Raw genomic sequence first — 21,935 nt, 5'->3', positions numbered from 1 at the left:
TACTCCCAACCGGGGAGGGCGGACTTCTCGTGAACTCGACCGGTGAGCGAAGCGAACCCGGCGAGGTTCGAGAAGTTCATCCAGAGACGATTTGAGCATGGAAGTCGCAGCCCACGCAGCCGAGTGAAACGAGGCGAGTAGGAACGTCTTCCAGCTGTTCAAATCGGGGAGGGCGGATCCGGTTTCTCGCCGAACTGTAGTCGAAGCCGATTCGCCGGTATACGACAGTAGCAGTGCGTTTACGTGGTGTTTCGCAGTCTCGAAATGTGGGCCACAATCTGGATTGGAGGGGGTGCCCAGTGGGGGATCGTCACCGTCTGGCGAATGTTGTAGTCGAACCGTGGGAGCGTACCCGCGATCCGAGTTTCGATACCGCCACCGAGCTGGTTCGATACTCGTAGCGACGGGTTTTGGCAGCCGAGGCGGGCGAACGCCGCAGCAGCGTGACGATTACCGTGCCGGCGAACGCGACCTGGCTGAAAGACGCGTTACAGGGTACAGCAAGTTTTTATCGATCCGAACGAGAGAGCCTATTAACCGACGTATCCCTCCAATGAAGAATCGTCGAACACGGCCTGGACCGACGGGGCGGCGAGCGAAGCGGACGATCGAGTGGTGTAGCGAGTGGCTGGCGTCGCGGTTCGCGATCGATCGGCGCGCACTGGCGGCGTTCCGAATCGGGCTCGGCGGATTGTTGCTCGTCGACCTGGCGTTGCGGTCTCGGTGGCTGGGCGCGTTCTACACGGACGACGGCGTCCTTCCCCGACGGGCGCTCTTCAGCGATTACGCCGCGGCCGAGTCGTTCTTCACCCTCTCCGGAGAGCCGTGGGCGATTGCGCTTTTCTTCGGTACGATGGGAGTGGCCGCCCTCGCGATGGTGGTCGGGTATCGAACGCGGGTCGCGACGATCCTCTCGTGGCTCTTCTTGCTCGCGTTGCACGCCCGCAATCCGATGATCCTGAACGGCGGTGACAACCTGTTCCTGATGCTGTTCTTCTGGGGGATGTTCCTGCCGCTCGGCGACCGGTGGTCGATCGACGCGTTACGGTCGCGCGAGGCGACGAGCACGAGCGCGACGAGCGTCGCGACGATGGCGGTCCTGCTGCAGGTCGTGTTGATGTACGTGACGAACGCGATTCACAAGTCGCGGAGTGACCTGTGGATGGACGGGGAGGCGGTTGCGTACGTCATGCAGGCCGATCAGTTCACCATCTTTCTTGGCAACCACATCGCGGAGTGGTTCGTCCTCCTGCGCGCGGTCACGCTCGCCTGGCTGGTGCTCCTCGCGGCCGCCCCGTTGCTGCTCGTCTGCTCCGGGACCCCACGGGCGGTTCTCGCCTCGTTGTTCGCCGGGATGCACGTCGGGATGCTCGCGACGATGCGCCTCGGGATCTTCCCGCTCGTCGTCGTGGTCGCCGTCGTTCCGTTCTACCAGACCGTCGTGTGGGATGGCGTCGAACGACTCGCGTCGCGCGTCGGCGCGATCGACCAGGCCACCAACCTGTACGAGCGCCACTTTCGGCGACTCCGTCCGGAACCGGACGCCGACGAAGATCGACCTGGCCACCGTGTGACACCAGACGAGGATCGACCGGATCCAAGTGCAACCGTCGGGGTGGACGGCCCGCGGTCGAGTGTGGCCACCGAGGGAGCGCGGCAGGGGCGGTCCGTCCGCGACCTGATCGACGCGAGCGTCGATCGCGGGAGCGTCGTCTTCTCGACGGTGATTCCCTGGGTGTTCGTCGTCCTCGTCGTCCTCTCGAACGCGCAGGCGGTGGAGTACACCGAGGTCCCGGATCCGGCGGAGGAGGTGCTCGACTCGACGAAGATGGAACAGACGTGGCGGATGTTCGCACCCAATCCCGTCCACACCACGAACTGGTTCGTCGCCGCCGGTGAACTGGAGAACGGCACCACCGTCGACGTCATCCACGGTGGACAGGTACAACGCGACCGACCGGACGACATCGACGCACGGATTCGGAGCGCTCGCTGGCGAAAATACTTCGCAAACGTCTACCAGGCGGACAACGAGAATCACCGATCGTACCTCGCGAACCACCTCTGTGGGTCGTGGAACCGATCGCACGAGACGAACGTCGACACCGTGACAGTCTACCGAGGCTACGAGCGGACGACGCCACACGGCGGAAGCGAAGCGAGCGGCGAGGTCACGCTCGTCGAGTACGACTGTTCGGGACCGTTCGTCCAGCGAGGCGACTGACCGAACGAAGATCGAATCAGAGACGACTGTGATGACGCTCGAAGCACACGTCGTCACCGATCGGGCGGACCAGGCGGTGAGAGACCGATTCGACCGGATCGGCTGGCAGACAGACCTGTCGAACCGCATCCAGGGAGACGGCGACGAAGGCGGCGGGACTCGGTGCCACGACGCGAGAGAGAGAGAGAGAGAGAGAGAGAGAGAGACGAGCCACCTGACTCCTGCTAGAGACGATCGCGAACCTGTGCGACGATCGCGTCGGGATCGTACTCGTCTTCGGCCGTGTCGAAGAGCAGGTCACCGTCTGCGTGGACGGTAAAGACGCCGGAGTCGCCGGTGACGAGCGAGACGGCGTCGAGTTCCTGGCCGTACGTCGAGAGGATCTGGTGCTGGAGATCCTGGGCTCGGTCGAGGTGGCCACACGGTACGCAGTAGGTGATGTCGACAGTCGTCATACGCGAACGGTCGTCCGCGAGAACCGTAAACGTACGCCTTCCGGCCGATCGGCGCCAAATCGTGCCACCTCGGGCCACTTCGGTGAACGGTGTGTAGGTCGGGCGTGGGTGGTCGCCAGGCGGCGTCCTGTAAGGATCGGTTTCGGGCGGGAACGCGCATCGAACAGACGGGCAAACGGCACACAGAAGGCGGGATACGGGGATCGGTCACGCCGCTGCCAGGGTAGGTGAGGGGAAACAATGGGTCGGTCGGTGATGGGTTGGACGTAGCTTCGGAGGTGAGATCGATCCGTCGTTCACGCACACAGTCGTCGGCCCGAGGGGACGAGTCGTCCAGCCCGCCGGCTATCAGGCTGGACGGAGTGACTCACGAGTACGAAGGCAGTGACGGTCGGTTTCGATCGACGGGGCGTGAGACAGTTCGTGCCCTGGACGACGTCTCGCTGTCGGTCACGACCGGAGAGGTGGTCGGAATTCGAGGGCCGAGCGGGAGCGGGAAGTCGACGATCCTCCACGCGGTCGCCGGACTGCTGGCTCCGACCGCCGGCACGGTGGAGCTCTTCGGGACCGACCTGGCGAACCGGTCTGGCCGGGGCCGACTGGTGATGCGTCGACGCCACGTCGGCATCGTCTTCCAGCACTTTCACCTCCTTCCCTCGCTCTCTGCCCGTGCGAACGTCGCGCTCCCGCTCGTCCAGCGCGGAACGCCGCGGTCCCGGCGGCGAAGCCGTGCCACGGACCTGTTAGAGCGCGTCGGACTGGGCGATCGGCTCGCCCACCGACCCGATCAGTTGAGCGGCGGGGAGCGCCAGCGAGTCGCCATCGCGCGTGCACTCGCGACGGATCCCGACGTCATCGTCGCCGACGAGCCGACCGGCGAACTCGACACGGCCACCAGCGAGACGGTCCTGGACGTGCTGACGAGCCTCGCCGACGATCGGGCTGTCCTGGTCGCCTCGCACGACCCGACGACGCTCGAGTGGACGGATCGGACGATCACGCTGTGCGACGGGTCCGTGATCGACTCCGTCGACGGCGGGGAACGCGAGGTGACGGGGCCGTCGACCGCAAGAACGGTGGTGGACGAGCCGTGACCAGAGACCGCGCTTCTCGAGACGATATGGGTGGGCGCGGAATGGGCAGGCGGCTGGCCGCCCGAACGGAAGCGTTCGTTCGAATCGCCCTCGCACGGGTCCGAGGGCAGCTAACCGGCGTCGCAGCGGGCAAGGCGACCGCTATCGTGTTCGCCGTCTCGGTGACACTGGCGCTGCTCGTCGTCGTGTCCGGACTTGCGCTGGCGCTCGTCGGCGGTGGTGTCGCGACGGACACCGACGCCGACGTCGTCGTGGAACCCACCGACGGGGGTTCGCTCTCGTCGGTAAACGGAATCGAACGCCCGCGACTCGCGAACGCGACGGCGGGCGCCGCAGAGATCCGGGACGCCGACGGGGTGAGCCAGGCGACGCCGGTATTCGTCGAGACCGTCCCGGTCCGGACGGCGGACGAGCCGGCCGACGACGCCGCCGAGTACGTGCGTATTCTGGCCGTCGGTGTCGATCCCGAATCGGCGGACGGACGCGTGGCCGGACTGTCGACAGCGGGTCTCGACGCGGACGGAACGGCGAACGCGTCCGCGAGCGGGGACGGTGACGACGGACCGCTCTCGGACGGACTCGTGCTATCCGAGACGGCGGCCGATCGACTCGACGTGACGGTCGGTGACACGGTCGTCGTCGCGAGCGGGACGGACGGGTACCCGGTGACGGTGACCGCGGTCGAGTCGGTTTCGGGGGACGCCGACACCCCCGTTGCACTCGTCGATCGATCCGCGCTCCTTGCGTTCGCCGGGGCGTCGGAGGATTCGCTCGCCGATCGCATCCTGGTCTGGGGCGAGGACGACGCAGCGGTCGCCGCCGCGTCGACGGCGTTCCCGTCCGCCACGGTCGAGTCCACCGGATCGACCCACCCCGCCGACCTCTTCGACGACGAACTGGCGCTCGCGACGAGTCTGGTCGCGACGGTGATCGCGCTGGTGGTGTGCGCCCTGTTCATCGCGACGACAGCCGGGCTGGCCGTCGCAGAAGATCGCCCACAGCTGGCGGTTCTCTCGGCGGTTGGGTTCTCGAACGCGAGCCGGCTCGCGGTGGTGGCCACGACGGTCCTCGCGACGGTGCTCGGCGGGTCGATTCTCGGGTTCGGTCTGGGTGTCTTCGCGGGCTACGGCGTGAACGCGCTCTCGGCCGCCGTACTGGGGACCGCCCCCATCGTCGTACTCCACCCGCTGTTCGCGCCGTACACGATGCTCGTCGCGGTCGCCGCCGGCCTGCTCGCCCTGCCGTATCCGCTCTCCATCGCGGCCAGAACCGACGTCCTCGGGGAGATCGACGGATGATCGGTCCGCTCGTTCGAATCAGTGCGCTGGTCGGGGTCGCGAAGGCCCAACTCGCCAGGGCCCCCGGCCGGACCGTTCTCGCGGTCGTCGCCGTCGCGCTGGCGGTCCTCTCCGTGACACTGTTCGCGAGTCTCGGCGTCGGCGTCGTCTCGGTCGGACAGGATCGGATCGAAGAGACCGACCGGGACGTCTGGATCACCAGCGATCCGGTCGACGGCTCGACCGGCGGGACGGAGAACGCCATCGTCGGCGCGCACGCGATCAGCGCGGACGTGAGCCAGCGCGACGACGTCTCGAGAGCGGCCCCGATCGGACTGTACACGACCTACGTCGGCACCGACCCGGCCGACCTCCGGCCGATCACGGCCGTCGGCGTCTACGAGACCCACGGTGGGTTCGACTTCGAGTCGGGATCAGGATTCGATGGCGACCGGGACGCACTCGACGTCCCGCCAGGCGAAACCGACGCGACGGACGTGGTCGTCGATCCCACGTTCGCCGACGAGCTGGGCGTGACCGTCGGCGACACCGTCTACGTCGGCGTCGGCGCGAGCGGCGAATCCGCGCGGGCGTTCACCGTGGTGGGCACCGCAGATCTCTACTCGCAGTACCTCGGAGAACCGACGATCACGATGCGACTGACGGAGCTCCAGGGGCTGGCCGGCAGTCGAGGGACGGATCGCGCCGCGTTCGTCACCGTCGACGTGGCGGACGGCGCGGACAGCGCGGCAGTCAGCGACGATCTCGCCGCGGCGTACCCGCAGTACGACGTTCGGACCAGCGACGAGCAGTTCCTGTCGATGATCCGGGATCGGGGACTCGTGGTCACGAGTGGCGCGGCACTCGTCGGTCTCTCCGTCGTCGGCGGGATCGTACTCACGGCGAACCTCTTCGTACTGCTCGCCTACCAGCAGCGCCAACAGCTCGCGGCGCTCCGGGCGGTCGGACTGTCACGGCCCGTGATCGCCGGTCTCGTCGGTGTGCAGGGGTTCATCATCGGGGCCGTCGGCGGCGCTGTCGCCCTCGTCGCGACCGGGCCGATTACGGGCCAGCTAAACGCGGTCGTTCGGGACCTCGTCGGGTACGGTTCGCTCTTGCAGACCCCGCCGTCGGTGTACGCGCTCGGTGCCGTCGTCGCGATCGCGATCGGATCGATCGCCGCGGTCGCCGGCGGGTGGTCGGCCAGTCGGTACGCCTGCCTGTCACGTCTGTAACTCACGCGAGAGCGGCTGTCGACGGACAACGTAGTTATTTTTGCAGAAAGTGTCCATTATCTATCTGTGTATTAAAATATAATACTTACTAGTTCTTTACGAAAATATTGAAATAGTGTCGGTTAATACTGGGTAGCCAGATGGTACACAACCACATACCGGGGTGCGTCGATGGTGTGACGCGGCGACAACTCGTGGCGTCGGGGGCGGCCGTGACGGGGATGCTGGTGGCAGGCTGCCTCACCGACGACGATCAGGACGAGCCGGACGACTACACGGTCGAAGGAAACGGGCTCGATTCGATCGTGGAACCGGACGATCCGGACCGGACCATGTCCCTCCGGATCACCCAGCAGGTGGAGCCGGAGCACAACTACGACCCCATCGTCACGAACGACGTCTACACGCAGCGGATCGTCTCGCACATCTACGACGGACTCTACGAGTACGATGAACGGCTGGAACTCCGGCCCAAGCTCGCGGACGGGCAGCCGGAGACGGAACGGGACGGGAAGCGGTTCGTCGTCTCCCTCACGGATGGAGCGACGTTCTCGAACGGCGACCCGGTCACCGCCGAGGACGTCGTGTACTCGTTCACGGCGCCGGTCGAGGAACAGACCGACAACCTGACGGAGTACAACATGATCGACAGCGCCGAGGCGGTCGACGACCGAACCGTCCAGCTCGACCTCGGCGACGACCCGTATGGACCGTTTACGACCGTCACGCTCGGTGTCAACGTCGTCAACAAGTCCGTCCGCGAGTCCGACAAAGACGCGTACAACACCGAGAACCCGGTCGGGTCCGGTCCCTACGCGTACGTCGACCACGTAAACGGCGACTACGTCGACATCGAGTTGCGAGACGATTACTGGGATGCGGACACCGTCAACGCGTACATCGACGACGCCCGGTTCGTCGCCACTGAGGACGACGCCTCACGCGTCGCCCAGATCCGCGGCGGGGACACCGACGTGATCATGGGCGTTCCGCCGGACGACATCCCTGGCCTCGCGAGAGAAGACGGCATCACCGTCGCCGCCGACGCGAGCATCTCGTACTTCTACGCCGCGTTCAACTGCAACGAGGGGCCGACTACCGATCCGGACGTCCGGCGGGGTATCGCGAAGGCCTTCTCGATGAGCCGGTTCGTCGAACAGACCGTCGAACCGGCCGGAACCAGCATCTCGAGTCCGATTCCGGACGTCGTCGCGACGGAGTGGGACTTCCCGGTCGACGAGTGGGCCGACGCGGAAGCCGACGTGGACCGCGAGGGCGCAGCCGACCTGCTCTCCGATCACGACGGCTGGGAACCACGGATCATCGTTCCGCCGGACGACATTCGCGAAGCACTGGGCTCGCTGATCGCCCGCCGGCTCCAGGAACTGGACGGCGTCGACATCAACCCGTCCGTCCAGCGCCTCGACTGGGCGCCGTTCAACGAGCAGGCGATGACCGGCAACGCTGACGACTACGCGATCTACACGCTCGGCTGGGCGGGCGCCCCCGATCCGGACACGTTCGTCTATCCCCTGTTTCACGAGTCGGGCGAGGGCGCGACGCAGGGCCACTACTACGGCGACGACGACTTCCACTCGAAGATCGAGCGGGCCAGAGCATCGGCGGACGTCGACGAGCGACGCGACCTCTACACCGGCGTGATCGACGAGATCATCGGCGAATCCGTCGTGCTCCCGGCGTACTCGATGACGAACTCGTACGCGTACGGTGACTCGGTGACGAACCTGACGGTTCACCCCTCCTCCGGGCTGAACCCACGGCTGGCCAGCGACTACGCGGGCGTCTTCGTCGATGGTGAGTGAGAAATCGACAGTGCCCAGCGGTACCACCACATGAGTCTCTTCCGTTACGTCACGTTTCGACTCGCACAGGCGGTCCCCGTCCTGATCGGTATCTCCATCGTCACGTTCGTCCTCGCGAACGCGATGCCGGGCGACCCGGTGAGCATCATGCTCCAGGGCCAAGAGGTCAACGAGGAACTGATCGAGGCGGTCGAGAGTCGCTACGGACTCGACGAGCCGGCGTGGAAACGATACCTCAACTTCATGGGCGTCGGGGAGATCCTCGACGCGCTCGGCGTCGGGGCGTTCAGCGACGCGCCAGCCGGTCTCCTACAGGGCGATCTCGGCTACAGCATCCACCACGATATGCCGGTGACGGAACTGGTGACGATCCGGGCCGGCCCGACGCTCATGCTCATGGTCTCGGCGTTTTCGTTCGCACTCGCGACGGCGATCCCGCTCGGGATCCTCTCGGCCAAGCGCCGGAACGAGCCGACCGATCACGCCTCACGACTCGTTGCCCTCTTCGGCGTGTCGACGCCCACGTTCTGGATCGGGATCATGCTGATACTGATCTTCGGCGTCTTCCTCGACGTCTTACCTACCGGGACGCTCGTCCTGCCGTGGCGAGGCGTCGACCACTACCGCTTCGTCGACTCCCGGCTCGACCTCTACGTCGAGACCGTCAGGCACCTCGTCCTGCCCATGATCACGCTCGGGACGCTCCAGATGGCGACGGTAATGCGTCTCGAACGCGCCGAGATGATCGACAGCTTACAGCGCGAATACGTCGACCTCGCCAGGGCCTACGGCGTCCCTGAACGAACGATCCTCAGAAAGCACGCGTTCCGACCGGCACAACTTCCGATCATCACGATCGTCGGCCTGAACCTGTCGACGGCCCTCGGTGGTGCCGTTCTCACCGAAACCGTCTTCGACATCAACGGCGTCGGACGCCTGCTCATCCAGGCGATCGGCCAGCTCGACTACCAGGTGATCCTCGGGACGACGATGCTGCTCGGGACCGCGTTCGTCCTGGGCGTGATCGTGACCGACATCGCCTACGCGTACGTAGATCCGCGGGTCAGTTACGGTGATGCCGTATGAGCGCGTCGAAAACGAAGCCGCGCGATCGAAACCCGACCGAGACGACGAGCGACGCGCTCGCGGACGAGTCGACGAGTGAACCGGAGGTACAGGCCGAGTTCGGGCTGTATTACACCCTCAAGCAGGTACAGCGGGACGCGACGGCCAGGTACGGGTTCTACCTGATCGTGTTCGTCTCCGCGGTCGCGCTCTTCGTCACGATCGACACCTACCTCTCGACGCTCACGTTCGGGCGAGTGGACGACTTCGCGATCGCCGAAGCGCTACCGGTGCTCCACCACCCCGAGACCGGGCCGCTCGACTACGAGACGTGGCAACCGCCCGTCTGGCACCCGGACGGGACGTGGGAGTATCCCCTCGGTACCGACCAGGCGGGTCGGGATTACCTGACACGAGTGATCTACGGCACGCGTGTCTCCGTCACGACCGGCTTCGTCGCAACGCTGCTCGGCGCCGCTGGCGGGACGACCGTCGGTGCGGTCGCCGGCTACTACGGCGGCTGGGTCGACGAACTGCTGATGCGCGGCGTCGAGATCCTCTATGCCATCCCACCGCTCGTACTCGTCATCGTCTTTACGGTCTTCGCGAGCGGCGGCGATCCCGACATCGGCTACGCCATGCTCGGCGTCGGGATCGTCTCGATTCCGGTCTTCGCACGCATCATCCGGAGCCGGGTGCTTTCGGTCCGGGAGATGGCCTACGTCGAGGCGGCGCGAGCCGCCGGCGTCAGGGACCGGACCATCATCCGCAGACACGTGATTCCAAACAGCATCTCGCCGGTCGTCGTCTACGCGACGCTGCAGATAGGGTTCGCGATCCTCACGGTCGCAGGCCTGTCGTTTCTCGGGTACGGCGCGCAGCCGCCGACGGCGGACTGGGGAGAGATGCTCCAGCGCGCACAGGGACAGATGAACTCGAACGTCTGGGTCAGTATCTGGCCCGGTCTCGCGATACTACTCACCGTGATGGGATTCAACCTGCTCGGCGACGGGCTGCAAGACGCCCTCGATCCACGAATCGACAATGACTGACCAGCCGCTCCTCTCCGTCGACGGCCTGAAGACGCAGTTCTACGCGGAGGACGCCGTGGTTCGCGCCGTCGACGGCATCTCGTTCGACGTCGAACCCGGGGAGATCGTCGGACTGGTCGGCGAATCGGGCGCCGGAAAGAGCGTCGCCGTCCGCTCGATCGTGCGGATGATCGCCTCCCCCGGCGAGATCGTCGCGGGCGAGGTGACCTACGACGGTCTGACGCTCGTCGGCTTCGAGACGGACGGCGACGAACTCGTCCCTCGGTCGGACACGCTCTCCGAGTCGGCCATCCGCGAGGAGGTCCGCGGCAACGAGATCGCGGTCGTCTTTCAGGACCCGATGGAGAGTCTGAATCCCGTCTACACGGTCGGCCACCAGGTTCGAGAGTTCATCCAGCTCAATCGAGACCTGTCGACGGCCGACGCCACGTCGGAGGCTATCGACATGCTCCGAAAGGTGGGAATTCCGCGCCCCGAGTCGCGGTACGACGACTATCCCCACGAGTTCTCCGGCGGGATGCGCCAGCGCGTGCTGATCGCCATGGCGCTTGGCTGTGAGCCGCGACTCATCATCGCCGACGAGCCGACGACCGCTCTCGACGTCACTGTCGAGGGCCAGATCCTCGACCTGGTCGCGGACGTACAGGCGGAGTTCGGGACGAGCTTCATCTGGGTCACCCACGACATGGGGGTCGTCGCGGAGATCTGCGACCGCGTCAACGTCATGTACCTCGGGGCGATCGTCGAACGAGGGACGGTCGACGAGATCTTCCACGACACCAAACACCCCTACACGGAGGCACTGTTGGGGTCGATTCCGCGAACCGATCGCGAGATCGAAACGCTCGAACCCATCGCCGGAACGATGCCGGCCGCGACCGATCCGCCGGTCGGCTGTCGCTTTCACACCAGGTGTCCTGCAGCCCGCGAGGCCTGCCGAACGGTAGACCCACCGGCTATCGACGTCGGCGAGGGGTCGGGACACACCGCCGCCTGCATCAAACACGGCGACGATGCCTACGAGGAGAGTAGTCCGATCGAGACCGCCGCGACGGTGGTGAGTCAGGATGAGTGACCTCGTCTCCGAACTCCGGCCGGTCGACGACGGCGACGTGCTCTTCGAGATCGACGGTCTCACCAAGTACTTCAGGTCCGAGTCGGGGCTCCTCGCGAGCCTCCGCGGCGGCGACGACGTCGAGGCCGTCGACGACGTCTCCTTCGACATTCGCGCCGGGGAGACGCTCGCCCTCGTCGGCGAGAGCGGCTGCGGAAAGAGCACACTCGCCCGTACCGTCTTGCAGTTGTTGCGCCCGACCGCGGGATCGGTCCGCTACCGGGGCGTCGAGTTGACCGAGCACTCCGACGCGGCGCTCCGCCCGCTGCGCCGGAACATGCAGATGATCTTTCAGGACCCACAGGCGTCGCTCGACCCGCGGATGAAGGTCGGCCAGATCGTCGAAGAACCGATGCGAGCACACGATCTGCCGGCGGACGAAGCGCGCCCCGACGGTGCGTCGAAGCGGGCGGCGCGACGCGAGCGCGCGATGTCGCTGCTAGAGACCGTCGGGTTGAAACGCGAGTACTACAACCGCTACCCCCACGAGTTCTCCGGCGGTCAGCGCCAGCGATTGAACCTGGCTCGCGCCCTGTCGACGAATCCCGACTTCGTGCTGTGCGACGAGCCGGTCAGTGCGCTCGACGTCTCGGTGCAGGCGCAGGTCCTGAACACGATGGACGAACTCCAGGAGGAGTTCGGACTCACGTACCTCTTCATCTCCCACGACCTGAGCGTCGTCCGGTACGTCGCCGACCGCGTGGCGGTGATGTATCTCGGTCACGTCGTCGAGCTCGGCGAGACGCAGGCCGTGTTCGACGACCCGCGACACCCGTACACGAAGGCGTTACTCGACGCCATCCCGGTTCCCGACCCGCGTCGATCCACGGACCGTACGCCGATCGACGGTGACGTTCCGAGTCCGATCGATCCACCGTCCGGGTGTCGGTTCCGGACGCGCTGTCCGAAGCTCATCGACCCCGGGGCGGTCTCGTTCGACGAACGGAACCTGGACGATTCCGTCGCCGACTACCGGCTCGATACCTACGATCTGGACGAGATCGAGTGGGCCGACACGCGAGGGTTCGTGCGGGCGGTCGACCGGCGCTCCTTCGCGCTCCCGGAATCGGCCGATGCGAGCGCGTGTCGAGCGGCCGTCGAATCTATGTTCTTCGACGGATCGATCCCCGATGGCGAGGCCGGGTCGGCCATCGACGACGCCATCGACCGCCTCGTCGCTGACGAGTGGGAATCGGCTGCGACGCTCCTCAGGAACACCTTCAGCGAGCAGAGCATCTGTGCGGCCGTCGAACCGACGCCGGCGCCAGCCGACGCGAGCGGTCACCGGGTCGGCTGCCACCTGTTTCGCGAGGAGTGAGCCGGCGACGGCCGATCACGCAGCATCCGATCGATTCAGGTTGGGAGCGCGTGACCAGCGTTCGACCGATCGATACCGGAGCCGTTCGATCGGTCGATCGCATCCCGGCTCTGATCGGTCGGCGGTGCGCGGTTCACGACTGTTCGAACGTGACGGTCGTCGCGTCAGTCGTCTCGGGGTCGGTCGTGAGGAAGGCTTCGATCTCGTACGTTCCCGGCTCGACCGGCTCCCAGTGCGTTCGGTCCCCCTCGCGTCGAATCGAGCCGTCCCACACCCGCTCGATCGTTCGACGCTCGCGTGCGCGAAGGGACAGTTCGTTCGGCGACGGGGCACGAAAGACGCATTCTTCGCTGGCTTCGAGGAGGCCGTCGAACCGCCAGCCGAACAGCCGCTGCTCGGTCGTCGGGACGTCGATCGGGAGCGGCAGGCGATTGCGGATCACGATCTCGAGTTCGACCGGATCGCTGCACGCGTAGGTCGACCGGTCCGTTCGCACCGAAATCGCCACGGCACGGCGTGCGAGCGACGGCGGAACGAGCGCGCTCAATCCACGGGTGAAGACGTGGAGGTCGCGCACGTCGAATCCGACGTCGTCGGGTGGACGAGAGCGCATCACGCTATCCAACGTGCGTCGTACCCATCACGATTGCGGACGGTCGATTGCCGGGGGCGCCCACTATTTGAGGATCGCGTGCGAACGGCCCGCACGATGACGGAGCTTCGCTACCTGCCCGACTCCGACGGCGTCACCGAGTTCACTGCGACCGTCACCGAGGCGACCGACGAGTACGTCGTCCTCGACGGCACGTACTTCTACCCCGAAGGGGGCGGCCAGCCGGCCGATCACGGACGGATCGAGTGGGACGACGGGTCGGCGGCGGTGACGAACGTCCGGAAGGATCACGGTGACGTCCGCCACGAGGTCGACTCGATCGAAGGCGACGTCCCGGAACCCGGAACCGAGGTCGCCGGTACGATCGACGCCGAACGCCGCGAGCGTCTGCGCCGGATGCACACCGCTCAACACGTGGTGTCCCGCGTCGTCCTGAACGAGTACGGCGCGGAGACGGCGGGCAACCAGATCCACCCCGATCGCTCTCGCATCGACTTCGAACCGGCCGACTTCGACGAAGACGATCTCGCGGACATTCAGCGCCGATCGAACGAGGCCATCGACCGCGACCTGGCCGTCACGAAGGAGAATCGAGCCCGCGACGACGTCGAACGCGAGGTCGACGAGGGCCGCTCGCTGTTGCACCTCATTCCAGACCACGTCGATCCGCTCCGGGTCGTCGCGATCGACGAGTGGGACATGTGCCCCTGCGGCGGGACCCACGTCGACCGGCTCGGCGAGATCGGACGGATAGAGATCACCAACCGGACCTCCAAAGGCGCGGACGTCGAGCGGATCGAGTTCGAGCTCCACGACGCGTAGTCGGTCCGTTCCGTGTGCCGTCGGTCGTCAACGGCCTACGGATCGATGGTGAGCGTTCCGTGTGCCGTCGGTCGTCAGCGGCCTACGGATCGACGGAGACCGTCCCGTCCGCGTCGACGTGGACGTCGTATCCGAGATAGGAAAACGAGACCGTAAGCGACTCGTCTGCACTCTCGTACAGCAAATCGAGCGCTTCCGGGTCGATGGCAGAGTACAGAGGCGGTTCGAGCGCTTCCGGTTCGACGCCCTCGCGTTCGGCGATGGCGTACACGACGCGATGACTCAGCGCGTCGTCCGCCGGCATCGCGTGTGACGTCCGCGGTGAAGTTCCCATATCCCTGACAACGCTGCTAGAGGGTAAAAAGAATACCGGGGAAATACCGCATTATTCAGGCCTGACGGCCGACACTACGATTCAAGTGTGAATAGAACGCGGATTCGGCGGGGCAAAAAGAGCTGGTATCGCGTTTTTCACCCCCGTTTGTGGAAGATTGTGTGGAAAAGTGATGTTTTCTAGGTTCCAATGGTTATCAGAATCCAGGAAACAGGCCGTAGAGCCGCCGCAGCCGTCGACGGATGGTAGTCGATCCCGCGTGAGGCAGGCTCAGTAGGACTTTGCGAAGTACGCGATCTCGTCGGCGGGTTCGTCACAGACGCCGCAGGTCGCGTCTTCGTCGGGGCGGACGGGTTCGCCCGCGGAGGCACCGCCCTGATCGTCGACGGGTTGCATGACGATCTCGGCCGCGATTTCGTCCTTGATGACGGTCTCGCAAGCCTCGTCGCCGCACCACGGCGTCTTCACGTAGCCACCGTGTTGGCCGATCGTCCCGAGGATCTTCTCGGGGGAGTGGGCTTCCCGGACGTTTTCGTCGAGATTCGCCGCGGCCGCGTCGTAGAGTTTCTCGAAGATTTGGTCGAGGTGGGCGTCGACCGCGTCGACGATACCGTCGCGGTCGGCGACGGTCTGCTCGCTGTCGGGGCGGTGGACGAGCGTGACCTCCTCGTCGTCGACCTCGTTCGGGCCGATCTCGAGGCGGAGCGGGACGCCGTTGAGCTCGTGTTCGTTGAACTTGAAGCCGGGGTTGCGCTCGTCGCGATCGTCGAGTTCGACGCTGAACCCGGCCGTCTCGAGGTCCGTGGCGATGCCCTCGGAGTACTCGAGGACGTCCTCTTTCGTGTCGGCCTGCCAGATGGGGACGATGACGACCTGCGTGGGGGCGATCGTGGGCGGGAGGACCAGCCCCTGATCGTCTGAGTGGGTCATGATCATCGCGCCCAGTGCGCGCCAGGACAGTCCCCACGAGGTGGTGAACGCGGTCTGTTCGTCCTCGGCTTCGTCGGCGAAGGTGATGTCGAACGCCTCGGCGAAGCTCTGGCCGAGGTGGTGACTGGTCGCGCTCTGGACGGACTTGCCGTCGGGCATCAGCGCCTCGACGCAGGTCGTCGTCTCCGCGCCCGGGAACTTGTCGTGGTCGGGCTTCCTCCCCCGGAGAACCGGCACTGCGAGTACCTCCTCCAGCACGCGCGCGTACTGGTCGAGTCGGGTCCAGACTTCCTCCCAGGCCTCGCCGTCGGTCGCGTGGGCGGTGTGGCCCTCCTGCCAGAGGAACTCCTTGGTGCGGAAGAAGGGCTTGGTCTCCGTGGCTTCCCAGCGGACGACCGAACACCACTGGTTGAGTCGCATCGGCAAGTCTCGGTGGCTGCGGATCCAGTCGGCCATGAACGGTGCGATGATCGACTCGCTAGTCGGGCGCACCGCGAGGCGTTCTTCGAGCTCGTCGTGGCCGCCCTGCGTGACCCAGGCGACCTCGGGGTCGAACCCCTCGACGATGTCCTTCTCGCGTTCTAAGAAACTCTCCGGGATGAACATCGGGAAGTAGGCGTTGTCGACGCCGGTCTCCTTGAACCAGCCGTCTAACGCGTCCTGAATTCCCTCCCAGAGGGCGTACCCCCGAGGTTTCGTGACGATAAAGCCGCCCATCGGCGCGTAGTCGGCCAGATCCGCCTTCTGGACGACCTCCGCGTACCACTCGCCGGGCTTGTGTGACTTGGACTCGGTGATCCCGAGATCCTGCGCGTCATCGCTCATACACGCAACGTCAGGTAGCGCGGTCTTAAACGATGCGAAGGCCGGGCGGGTGGGACAGACGCGCTTCCATTGCGGCGGCAACTACAAGTATCATCTTCGGGGAATAGAGACCCATGAAGGGATTCGGCGCGTGGGACGGGTCCGATCTCCGAGAAGCGGTTGCGACACACCGTGAAGCATTCGACGCAGACGTAGAGAGACGAATTGGGTAACGGTCCTGAAACGGTCGTGTTGATCGACTGTCTGGACGGTGCGATGAGTGAACGAACCGAAGCCACACAGGCGCGAAATACTGCACACGGTTGCGGCCTGAACGCGGCGCCGGTTTTCGTCGGTTGTCAGTCGTTTATGCATCCAGCCCTCGAACGACCTGCTATGCAGGCAATCGAGGTCACGGAGTACGGCGACAGTGACGCACTCGAAGTCACAGAGCGCGAGAAACCGGAGCCGGGCCCGGGCGAGGTCCGCATCGCCGTCGAAGCGGCGGGGATCAACTTCGCCGACGTGATGCAACGCCGCGGCGTCTATCCAGGTGGACCAGACGCACCGTACGTCCCGGGGATGGAGGCAGCGGGTACCGTCGACGCGACTGGTGAGGGCGTCGGACTTGACGAAGGCGACCGTGTCGTCGCGATGCTCGGCGGTGGCGGCTACGCCGAGTACGTCACCGCGAACGCGCAGATGCTGTTCCCGATTCCGGATGGATGCGCTTCGAGGAGGCCGCCGGCTTCCCCGTCCAGTTCCTCACCGCCCACAGCTGTCTCTTCGGCTGGGGCGGACTCGAGGAGGGTGAGAGGGTCCTCGTCCAGGCCGCTGCGGGCGGCGTCGGCACCGCCGCCGTCCAGCTCGCCTCGAACGCCGGGGCGGAAGTCTTCGGCACGGCGAGCACCCAGGAGAAGCTCGACCTCGCCGCGGATCTCGGCTGTGACCACCCCATCCAGTACACCGACGTCGACTTTCGCGACGTCGTCGACGACGAAACCGACGGCGAGGGCGTCGACCTCGTCCTCGAAAGCGTCGGCGACGACGTGTTCGACCGGAGCCTCGACGCACTCGCACACTTCGGGCGACTCGTCACCTACGGCGTCGCCAGCGGCGTCCCCGCCAGCGTCGAGAACCGTCGCCTCCTCTTCGAGAACAAGCGCGTCATCGGCTTTCACCTCGGTCAGGCGTCCAGTCACGACCCCAGCCGGGTCATGGCTGCTGTCCCCGACCTCACGAGTGGCTTCGAATCTGGCGACCTAGAGGTGATCGTCGGCGAGACGTTCCCGCTCACGGAGGCCGCAGACGCTCACCAGTTCATCGAGGATCGCGAGAGTCACGGAAAAGTCGTCCTCGTTCCCTAACCCGGTCTGACTCACCCCTGGCCCGATCCGACCCGCTCGTGACCGCACCTCACTCGTCGAACGATACGTCCCACTCTATGTCGTAATCGACGAAATCGGCCTCGTCGAGCGGCTCACCGCCCTCGAAGTGGAAGGTGCCGTCGACCGTTCGTCCGTCGAGCACCCCCGGTAGCCAGTGACGGTCGTCCTCCCACATCCGGTCGTAGGGAACCTCGTCGATCGCGAACCACTTGGGACGGGCCTCCTCGGAGGGGCGCGGGTCGCCGTCGAACCGGTGCGTCCGGAAGACGTGGCAGTGGATCTGCGGGTCACCGTCGAGCCGAAAGGTGAGTTCGCCCGCCTTCGAGAGCGCCGGAGTGTCGACGTCGATACCGACCTCTTCGCGAGTCTCCCGGACCGCGCACTCGCGGATCGTCTCGCCGTCTTCGCGCTTGCCGCCCGGCCCGTTGTACCACCCCTCGCCGAGCCCGCGGCGTTTCTCGATGAGTAACACCTCATCGTCGTCGACGACGAAACACAGCGTCCCCTCGATCATCGGCGGGAGTTCGGGCCGACGGTCCTTAATCTGTGTGAGTGCGTCGACGCGGATACCGTGACTCCGTGCGTGAATGTCTGCAGACCGGAACCCAGGGCCGGCGCGGCGAATCCGACCGGCGAGTAAACGTTTTTACCGCGGGACCTGTGTCGTACTGGCATGGAAGACATTTTCGTCGCCCGACTCATGTCGAGTGACGTGTACACGGTCTCTCCGGACGCCCTCGTCGAGGACGCCGCGACCGCGATGTTAGAGCACGACATCGGATCGGCCGTCGTGGTCGACGAGTCGAACGCGATCTGCGGCATCCTCACCGGCACCGACTTCGTTCGAATCGTCGCCGAGCGAAAGCCGAAGGACCGGACGCCCGTCTCGGCGTACATGACCGAAGACGTCGTGACGGCGAGTGCCCAGGACTCCGTCCACGAGATGGCCGAGCTGATGATCGACCACGGCTTCAAGCACGTCCCGATCGTCGACGATACCGAAGGCGTCATCGGCATGCTCTCGACGACCGACCTGACCGCCTACCTCTCGAGACGCGACCGGCCGAACGAGATCGCCGGCGACGTCTGACCGCTCGGACGACGGCGGTGACCGACCGCTTGACGCTTCTCTCCCGAGAATCGGTCCGGTCGGTAGCGACCGGACGCTCGCCCCATGCCCGTAGTGGCGGGTCTCTGGCAGGTTCTCGACCGTCTGATACCGTCCTCCGTGCCCCACCGGGGCTGAGACGTCACGGAGTGCAACGGGGAACCGTTTCGGAAATATCGGAAATCGGACCCCGATCGATACAACAATCTAAGATAAATGGCCGAGTGTGCACCAATTCAATAAATCTGTGACCGCAGATCTCCCGGATCCCGAAGCCGGCGTCACGGTCCTGGACTCGGACGACCCGATAACGCCGTTTCACTCCCCCGTCGTCGATCACCTGCCCCTTCGGACACTGGCGCGGCTCGGTCGGCTCGCCCGCGAACACGAGTATCCCCCCCTGATCACCCGCGCTCCCGACGACGCGGTATCGGAAGCGGTATCGGAAACCACGTCTCGGACCGTCCGCTATCGGTCGACGCCCCTCGGGCCGCGGTTCGAGAGCGAAGACGTCGAGACGCACGTCTATCCCCAGGAAGACGGCTGGATGCAGACGACGCCCGTGTGCTGGGGCGAGGTCGTACGCGCACGCGAACCGCTCTACGCCGGCGCCTCGACGGAGGTGAGGACCAGTGGGGCGCACTAACCCGACCTACCGAGACCACGTGCGATCGATCGAAGAGCGCTGGGGCGACTACCGACGCGCACTGCGTCACCAGGACCAGCCACACTTCGACCGGCTCTTCGAACACGGCCGTCAGTACGCCGACGCCGCCGGCTACCAGAACCCGACCGACCCGATGGTCGCGCTGCTCGTCTCGATCGCGCTCGCCCAAGAACGCCGGCTCGCGGAAGTGGAACAGCGCCTCGACGCAGTCGACGGGGCGCTCGACGAGTGCGAGTCATGACCGAAGGGCTGTTCACAGTCGACTACCTGGACGACGGCGTCGTCGAGTGGCACGCGACGCCGGACGGCGTCGAAACCGTCTCGAACGCGGAGTTTACACCGACCATCTACGCCATCCCTGACGGCGACCTGTCGTTCGAGGGGCTCGCCGATCGCCTCGATCCGCATCCGCTCGCGACGAAGATGGAACTCGAGCCGTGGCGGCGCGGCTGGCGACACGGTCTCGAACCCGTCCTCCGGATCGACGTGCCGGATATCGACGCCGTCGACGAACTCGCGTCCTCCCTCCGTGACATCGGCCGGCCGGGGGACGTGAAGTGCTTCGACGTGGACTTCTCGCGTGAGTTTCGCTACTGTCTCGAAACGGGCCAGACCCCGGCGCCGGCGCGGGACCTGCGGACGCTCGAACTCACCGCACCGGCGACCGCGATGGTCGACGACGTCCACTCGACGCTGTCGGTCGGCGGGAAGACTGTTACCGACGACCCCGAGGCGGTGGTCGACGGCGTCGAGCGCGCTCTCGACCGTCGCGACCCGGACGTGCTCGTACTCTCGTCGAGCGAGCTCGTCCCCCGTCTGTACGACGCGGCCGAGGCGGTCGGGCGAGACGACTTCGAGCTAGGCCGGCGCCCAGGGTGGCAGACGCTCGCCGGTGCGTCGACCTTCGAGAGTTACGGGCAGGTCGGACACTCTCCGGCGCGGTACAACGTCCCCGGCCGAGCGATCGTCGACCGCTCGAACACGTTCTTCTACGAACAATCAGGCCTTCAGGGCATCCTCGACCTCGCTCGACGATCCCGAAAACCCCTCCAGGAAACAGCGTGGGCGTCGATCGGGAACGTCCTCACGGCGATCCAGATCGCCGAGGCGAGAGCGCGGAACGTTCTGACGCCGTGGACGTCCTGGCGTCACGAGTTCTTCAAGCCGATGCGGACGCTGCACGAGGCCGACCGCGGCGGCTACACGTTCGCGCCCGACGTCGGCGTCCACGAAGACGTCCACGAACTCGACTTTTCGAGTCTCTACCCGAATATCATCGTCACGCGGAACGTGAGTCCGGAGACGATCTGCTGTGAGTGTCACGCCGATCGCGATGACGTCCCTGGGCTCGGCTACTCGATCTGCGACGAACGGGGCTACCTGGCGGACGTCCTCGAGCCGTTGATCTCGGACCGAGATTCGATCAAGGCCGACATCGAAGAGACGGACGATCCGGGGCGGCAGGAAGCGCTGCAACAGACGTCGGACGCGATCAAGTGGATCCTCGTCTCCTGCTTCGGCTATCAGGGCTTCTCGAACGCGAAGTTCGGTCGCATCGAGTGTCACGAAGCGATCAACGCCTACGCCCGCGAGATCCTCCTGAAGGCCAAGCAGACCCTGGAGGCCAACGGCTGGCGAGTCGTCCACGGAATCGTCGACAGCCTGTGGGTACAGGCCCGCGACGAGATGGCACAGACGGATCTCGACGACGTCGCCCGCGAGATTACCGCCGACGCCGGGATTCGATTAGAGTACGAGGGTGCGTTCGACTGGGTGGCGTTCGTCCCGATGGCCGACAGCGAGGCCGGCGCGCTGACGAAGTATTTCGGCCGGAAGCGCGACGGCGAATACAAGTTTCGCGGGATCGAGGTGCGCCAGCACTCGACGCCAGCGTTCGTCGCCGAGTGCCAGCGCGAGTTGATCGATGTGTTCGATTCGACGCGGTCACCGGAGGCCGTCTGCGATCGCCTCGACCGGCAGTTACAGCGGCTTCGAGCGGGCGAGGTGACCCCGATGGAGCTCGTGATCGAGGTTCGTAGTTCGAAGCGACTGGATGAGTACACGCAATCGACGCGGTCGGTGGCGGCACTGGAGCGAGCTGAAGCCGCCGGGATCGGTCGCGAACCCGGCCAACCCGTCGAGTACGTGGTCGTCGACGATTCGAAATCGGGCCGCGACCGCGTACAGCTTCCCCACGAGGAGATCGACCGCTACGACGCAGAGTTCTACGCGACCGAACTCGTTCGAGCGGCCGAGAGCGTGCTCTCTCCGGCTGGGTGGCGTGAGAGAGACATAGAGCGGTACCTGGCCGATCGCGTGGCGACGACGATCGGAGCGTACTGACTCCACACCGTGGTCGCCTCCAAGATCGTCGGTCTCGTCACGACCTGCAGCAGGTCCGTCGACAGTGGATGTGGGCTCGACGGTTGCGTTTCGACGGCGTCGCGATCCGACGCAGGGGCAAGCCCGTCATTGCGGGACCTCCGTTTCGTCAGTAACCGTCGGACAGAATCGGTACCGAACCCGTGCACTCGGGTCGGGAGATGCAGATACTCGGACTGTAGAACCCGATGAACGGTACTTTTCTCGGCTCGAACCCTGCCTCGACCGCG

20 protein-coding genes and 1 pseudogene are annotated in these 21,935 nt (G+C 65.6%); 15 read left to right on the top strand and 6 right to left on the bottom strand.

The genetic code is table 11. From position 1 onward, the window contains the following. Positions 1 to 553: 553 nt before the first annotated feature. Positions 554 to 2,224 (top strand): HTTM domain-containing protein, encoded by a 1,671-nt coding sequence (locus tag NO366_RS09535; RefSeq protein WP_256530561.1) that lies wholly within the window; start codon positions 554 to 556, stop codon positions 2,222 to 2,224. Between the two features lie 16 nt (positions 2,225 to 2,240). Here NO366_RS09535 and NO366_RS09530 read toward each other — a convergent pair whose 3' ends face one another. Further along, on the bottom strand, positions 2,241 to 2,438 hold the full coding sequence (locus NO366_RS09530) for a hypothetical protein (RefSeq protein ID WP_256530560.1): 198 nt from the start codon (positions 2,436 to 2,438) through the stop codon (positions 2,241 to 2,243). A gap of 10 nt (positions 2,439 to 2,448) precedes the next feature. Beyond that, a complete protein-coding gene (locus NO366_RS09525; RefSeq protein WP_256530559.1) occupies positions 2,449 to 2,679 on the bottom strand; it encodes an Rdx family protein in 231 nt (76 codons plus the stop codon). 278 nt (positions 2,680 to 2,957) lie between these two features. Here NO366_RS09525 and NO366_RS09520 point away from each other — a divergent pair, with 278 nt between their 5' ends. The 8 genes from NO366_RS09520 (at position 2,958) to NO366_RS09485 (ending at position 12,657) form a co-directional block, all read left to right on the top strand. Beyond that, positions 2,958 to 3,773 (top strand): ABC transporter ATP-binding protein, encoded by an 816-nt coding sequence (locus NO366_RS09520; protein ID WP_343217331.1) that lies wholly within the window; start codon positions 2,958 to 2,960, stop codon positions 3,771 to 3,773. A gap of 26 nt (positions 3,774 to 3,799) precedes the next feature. After that, positions 3,800 to 5,071 (top strand): ABC transporter permease, encoded by a 1,272-nt coding sequence (locus NO366_RS09515; RefSeq protein WP_256530558.1) that lies wholly within the window; start codon positions 3,800 to 3,802, stop codon positions 5,069 to 5,071. Beyond that, positions 5,068 to 6,285 (top strand): ABC transporter permease, encoded by a 1,218-nt coding sequence (locus NO366_RS09510; RefSeq protein ID WP_256530557.1) that lies wholly within the window; start codon positions 5,068 to 5,070, stop codon positions 6,283 to 6,285. Before NO366_RS09515 ends, NO366_RS09510 begins: the two co-directional genes overlap by 4 nt. A 176-nt stretch (positions 6,286 to 6,461) precedes the next feature. Then, positions 6,462 to 8,108: an ABC transporter substrate-binding protein gene (locus NO366_RS09505; RefSeq protein ID WP_256530556.1), complete on the top strand. Its 1,647-nt coding sequence runs from the start codon at positions 6,462 to 6,464 to the stop codon at positions 8,106 to 8,108. A gap of 30 nt (positions 8,109 to 8,138) precedes the next feature. Continuing rightward, a complete protein-coding gene (locus NO366_RS09500) occupies positions 8,139 to 9,194 on the top strand; it encodes an ABC transporter permease (RefSeq protein WP_256530555.1) in 1,056 nt (351 codons plus the stop codon). Continuing rightward, positions 9,191 to 10,225 (top strand): ABC transporter permease, encoded by a 1,035-nt coding sequence (locus NO366_RS09495; protein WP_256530554.1) that lies wholly within the window; start codon positions 9,191 to 9,193, stop codon positions 10,223 to 10,225. Before NO366_RS09500 ends, NO366_RS09495 begins: the two co-directional genes overlap by 4 nt. Further along, positions 10,218 to 11,300, top strand: a complete 1,083-nt coding sequence (locus tag NO366_RS09490) for an ABC transporter ATP-binding protein (protein ID WP_256530553.1) — start codon at positions 10,218 to 10,220, stop codon at positions 11,298 to 11,300. The genes NO366_RS09495 and NO366_RS09490 overlap by 8 nt, the downstream gene beginning before the upstream one ends. Further along, the gene (locus NO366_RS09485; RefSeq protein ID WP_256530552.1) at positions 11,293 to 12,657 is read left to right on the top strand and encodes an ABC transporter ATP-binding protein; all 1,365 of its coding nucleotides are present in this window, start codon (positions 11,293 to 11,295) and stop codon (positions 12,655 to 12,657) included. The genes NO366_RS09490 and NO366_RS09485 overlap by 8 nt, the downstream gene beginning before the upstream one ends. A gap of 133 nt (positions 12,658 to 12,790) precedes the next feature. Here NO366_RS09485 and NO366_RS09480 read toward each other — a convergent pair whose 3' ends face one another. Further along, positions 12,791 to 13,270 carry a DUF7974 family protein gene (locus NO366_RS09480; RefSeq protein ID WP_256530551.1) on the bottom strand — a complete coding sequence of 160 codons (480 nt, stop codon included), beginning with the start codon at positions 13,268 to 13,270 and terminating at the stop codon, positions 12,791 to 12,793. A gap of 96 nt (positions 13,271 to 13,366) precedes the next feature. Between NO366_RS09480 and NO366_RS09475 the strand changes: the two genes are divergently transcribed. Beyond that, complete coding sequence (locus NO366_RS09475; protein ID WP_256530550.1) at positions 13,367 to 14,092, top strand: alanyl-tRNA editing protein; 726 nt, start codon at positions 13,367 to 13,369, stop codon at positions 14,090 to 14,092. An 82-nt stretch (positions 14,093 to 14,174) separates the two neighbouring features. On the opposite strand, the gene NO366_RS09470 is transcribed toward NO366_RS09475, so the two are convergent. Further along, positions 14,175 to 14,426 carry a HalOD1 output domain-containing protein gene (locus NO366_RS09470; protein ID WP_256530549.1) on the bottom strand — a complete coding sequence of 84 codons (252 nt, stop codon included), beginning with the start codon at positions 14,424 to 14,426 and terminating at the stop codon, positions 14,175 to 14,177. A gap of 270 nt (positions 14,427 to 14,696) precedes the next feature. Then, positions 14,697 to 16,181 (bottom strand): proline--tRNA ligase, encoded by a 1,485-nt coding sequence (gene proS / locus NO366_RS09465; protein WP_256530548.1) that lies wholly within the window; start codon positions 16,179 to 16,181, stop codon positions 14,697 to 14,699. Between the two features lie 375 nt (positions 16,182 to 16,556). On the opposite strand from proS, the pseudogene NO366_RS09460 reads away from it, so the two are divergent. After that, positions 16,557 to 17,527: pseudogene (locus NO366_RS09460) on the top strand (quinone oxidoreductase family protein). Between the two features lie 49 nt (positions 17,528 to 17,576). Here NO366_RS09460 and NO366_RS09455 read toward each other — a convergent pair. Then, entirely contained in the window at positions 17,577 to 18,062 is a 486-nt protein-coding gene (locus NO366_RS09455) for an 8-oxo-dGTP diphosphatase (protein WP_256530547.1), read from the bottom strand. Positions 18,063 to 18,221: 159 nt separating this feature from the next. On the opposite strand from NO366_RS09455, the gene NO366_RS09450 reads away from it, so the two are divergent. The 4 genes from NO366_RS09450 to NO366_RS09435 all read left to right on the top strand — a co-directional run bounded on the left by NO366_RS09450 (position 18,222) and on the right by NO366_RS09435 (position 21,666). Next, positions 18,222 to 18,638, top strand: a complete 417-nt coding sequence (locus NO366_RS09450) for a CBS domain-containing protein (RefSeq protein ID WP_256530546.1) — start codon at positions 18,222 to 18,224, stop codon at positions 18,636 to 18,638. Between the two features lie 265 nt (positions 18,639 to 18,903). Continuing rightward, positions 18,904 to 19,302: a hypothetical protein gene (locus tag NO366_RS09445; RefSeq protein WP_256530545.1), complete on the top strand. Its 399-nt coding sequence runs from the start codon at positions 18,904 to 18,906 to the stop codon at positions 19,300 to 19,302. Then, positions 19,289 to 19,564: a DUF8156 family protein gene (locus tag NO366_RS09440; RefSeq protein ID WP_256530544.1), complete on the top strand. Its 276-nt coding sequence runs from the start codon at positions 19,289 to 19,291 to the stop codon at positions 19,562 to 19,564. The genes NO366_RS09445 and NO366_RS09440 overlap by 14 nt, the downstream gene beginning before the upstream one ends. Continuing rightward, positions 19,561 to 21,666: a type B DNA-directed DNA polymerase gene (locus NO366_RS09435; protein ID WP_256530543.1), complete on the top strand. Its 2,106-nt coding sequence runs from the start codon at positions 19,561 to 19,563 to the stop codon at positions 21,664 to 21,666. The genes NO366_RS09440 and NO366_RS09435 overlap by 4 nt, the downstream gene beginning before the upstream one ends. The last annotated feature ends 269 nt before the right edge of the window (positions 21,667 to 21,935 follow it).

It is taken from the genome of Halovivax cerinus, from assembly GCF_024498195.1.
Taxonomy (GTDB): domain Archaea; phylum Halobacteriota; class Halobacteria; order Halobacteriales; family Natrialbaceae; genus Halovivax; species Halovivax cerinus.
Note: the sequence above shows the minus strand (reverse complement) of the source record. Positions and strands in the feature narration are given on the sequence as shown.